Source organism: Microcoleus sp. PH2017_05_CCC_O_A (assembly GCF_020738785.1).
In the GTDB taxonomy this organism is placed as follows: domain Bacteria; phylum Cyanobacteriota; class Cyanobacteriia; order Cyanobacteriales; family Microcoleaceae; genus Microcoleus.
Window position 1 is genome coordinate 1 of record NZ_JAEQCB010000272.1, and the last position, 3,464, is coordinate 3,464.

Annotated in this window: 2 protein-coding genes; one reads left to right on the forward strand and one right to left on the reverse strand. The window is 42.5% G+C overall.

Going from position 1 to position 3,464, the window contains the following annotated elements:
- Positions 1–336: pentapeptide repeat-containing protein (locus JGK20_RS33560; protein WP_293207539.1), on the forward strand; the 336-nt coding region annotated here is incomplete at its 5' end.
- A gap of 191 nt (positions 337–527) precedes the next feature.
- Here JGK20_RS33560 and JGK20_RS33565 read toward each other — a convergent pair.
- The coding region (locus JGK20_RS33565) for a DNA/RNA non-specific endonuclease (RefSeq protein ID WP_293233719.1) at positions 528–3,464 on the reverse strand (2,937 nt) is incomplete at its 5' end.

Genomic DNA, 3,464 nt, shown 5'->3' on the forward strand with positions numbered 1-3,464 from the left:
CGCAGAGCGGATTTGACTGGGGCAAATTTCAGCAGAAGTGACTTACAGGAAACTGGTTTTCACCTAACTAATTTGAGTAGATGCAAATTTAGTGGAGCCAAAATGATTGACACCGGGTTTGGTTTTTGTGACTTAATTGATAGTGATTTTAGGGATGCTAAGTTTCAAAATGGGGTGGGTTTTTCTAAGTGTGACTTGACGAGAGCTAACTTCTTTGGCACTGAATTTAAAATAAGTGAAGTTAACAATTACCAACCTGGAACGGTTGTTTTCACAGACGTTTACTTTAAAGATACTATCATGCCCGATGGCACTATTTGGAATAGTGAAGACTAATTCGTCGCTACCAAAGTACGTCTAAATCAGTTGTATAATCTTTGTAGGGGCAATTGTTTCGTAGTGATCCCGTGATTTTTAGGGCAGGCACTCTTGGCATCGCCCCTACATATCTATACAAATGATTTAGACGCGCTATATCAACTAATTACCTACCCTCAGCAAAAGAGGAAGTTAGTTTAACCAGGTCTTTAGGGGAGAAGGGATATGATTTTTTTCATTTTGTCCTTGCTGTTAGGATCTTTAATCTGAGAAAGAAAGTCATATCTAAATGAGTCACCAGATTTTTCTAAATCTGCATTAAGTCTTTCTTCTAGCTTGCCAATGGGAATTAAACGCTCTTCCCAGCCCAAGGTATTATTTTTGACGATAATATTTCCCTTGGCATCTTTTGTCGTGTAATCTAGGCTCTTCTGAATTTCATAGGAATTGTTCGGCATCCAAAAAGCAAAGTAATAATCTGGCTTATCAGATGTTGAATTTGGCTTGAATCCCAGCACAACTTTCCAGAGAGCACTAGGAACTGTTATCGTTCGAGTGCCGTCCGCTGTTTTGAAATTTTTAAAAGAATTGGGATTATCCTTAAGTGGAGCTTCCACAACTCTTCCTCTTTCATTTAAAACTGTCACAGTAGGAGGAGTAGAATATTTTGTTAACTCTCCACCACCAGCACCGTACACACCAGAAGAGATATAGAACTTATAAGGTGTTGGCTGTTTTTGTTCATTTTTAAGACGCGCCAAATCCTGTAGTTTCTTTTCCAAACCGCGCCAAGCCCCTTCATTTCCCTTGGAATCTTGAGGAACAATATTCGTAGTTAAGAAACTAGCATACATATCCTTTGTGCTTCTATTTCGGTCGTTAGAAGCACTCATGTGTCCCCGTACTGGCCAGAAGATAGCTGGCTTTTCAAGCTTAAATGGCTCATAGTCGTCCCTCTTAGTATAATCAATTTGACTATCGAACTCATAGTCTTTATGAGCAACCTTGTAAAAGGAACTATTTAAGTCGGGGTCTACCGCAAACTCATCAGGTCTGTCTTTACTTTTAATATTTCCTGGCCATGAGCCATCCAGAACCCAACTAACCCAGTTAGGTGTATTTTTTTTGCCATTATAGGAAACAGTGTACTGTGGCTTCTCTATCAAATAGTTATTTTGATAGGTATTATTAGTCAGTAGGTCAGTTCTTGCTGTAGTTGGATTGCTAAACCTCAGCGACTCGCTTTGGAAAAAGACATTATCCAGATAGACAGGAATAGATGCTTCGAGCTTGAATTCAACAGTTGCCGACTGACCGCGCAATCTTTCTGGTACGTCAACATTGAAAGATTCAAAGCCTTCTATCCCGTAATCTACTTTGTATTTATCTGTTAGGTAACTAGCCGGAGCTTTATTACTATCCGTGTTATTTTCAGCTTTTTGAAGAGTTATTGTTTGAGAAAACGCTGGAATTGATGGATCTGATGGTCGAATAGTAACATCAAGCGTACCTTTAGATTTGGCATTAGAGCTATTGGCAATCTTTGGTGCGTGCAGATCAAATCGAAGAGCGCCCCAATCGGGTACAACAAACCGATTGTGAACAATTTCCTTCACCTTGCTGGTTTCTAACTTAAAGGCATAGTTTGGTTCGCTGTTCCCTTGGATAAGTTTTACGTCTTCCAAACTTTGAACTAAATCAATATTTGGATCGGATTGACCGTTGTGGAACGACCACCCAGGTAGACCCTTAGACAAAGGAGTTCGAGTCACTCCCTTCGGATCGAAAACAGCATCAAAATTCCCATTAAACAAAGTAGGAACCGCCGCATCTCCTCGCATCCTGGCATCATAAGTATTGTCAAAATCAACCGGGATACGCTCTACATTTGTTTTAGGGCGCGAACTGTAACCGCCACCCATAGCCGAATAAAACCAGCCCGTACCAATCCCTTCCCAAGGAGCAGCATCTGCACCGTGTTGGAATTTGCTTTCCGGCGTATACCAAGGGCTAACGCGAGCCGGGCCTGTCAAAACACTATTGCTAAATGAAAAGTCTTTATCGAACAACCGTTCCCGATATCCATCGCCTCGCCGACGAAATACAGGATTAACTTCTAAGTTTTGATCGGACGGAAAGTTAGTTGGAAGCAAGTCGGATGTTCCTCCGTACCAACTCACAACACGTCCGTGTACATCTCCCGGTATAGGATCTGTCGTAAACCCAGCACGGCTGTTATTGTAACCTGGGTTATTTTTATTAGTTCCCAAGAAAACCGACAAATCCGGTTCTCCTAATAGCTTACCATTAGGATCGGGATTTTCTGACCTCCAACCTTCTCGCGGAAACTTAAGTCCTGGGGCTGTTCCCTTCTCAGTAGACGGTAGATTCGGAATATTGCGACCGGCAGGCGTAAGTGTACCGCTCAATAAATTCGGGACTGTCTGATAGTAATTGTCCGCAAAAGTAACATTTTTCCACACCTGAACTTTCGGTTCGCGGAAATCACCGAAATTTTTGGTCACCACATTTAGCGACGGTTGGTTGAAATCATGGGGGTCTAAAGTTGTCATCTGAAGGTCGCGAGTACCAGAGTTGGGTTTGCCGCCAGCATCAGGAAAATAAGTTCCCAAACGCTGAATAATTTCGCTGTTAACAACTGTACCCCGACTGAAACCAACAAAGTGCAGCGGTGAATTGAAAACTGCACCTTGTTTGGTAGGGCTGGTTTTATTCTTCAGCACTCCATCCAATTGCACGAGGGAAGTAAAGAAAGCATCTGCTGCTGCTTCTGTGAAGCCTGAATCAGGAACTGCCGATTCATTATTTTCTGACCAGTTATTCAGTAGGACTAACGGTTGTTTTTGGGCAAGGTATGGAGCTATATAACTTCCCAGCTTAGTGAGATAGTTTGGGTCGGTTTTGGGATTCAAACCTGCTTGGAAGTCTGGGGAAACTGCACCATTTTTGTTGACAGGAACCCAGTTACCAGTAGGCAGGTCGTACTTCATCATCAAACCGCCGCCGTCGATACCTGCATTGGCAATACTATTACCCATTTGGTAAAACTCTGAAGGAATTCCCGGCTTATCCAAAAATGGAGGTTTAAAGCCGTGGGTCAGCACGGTGACGCTGCTGAAGGTATT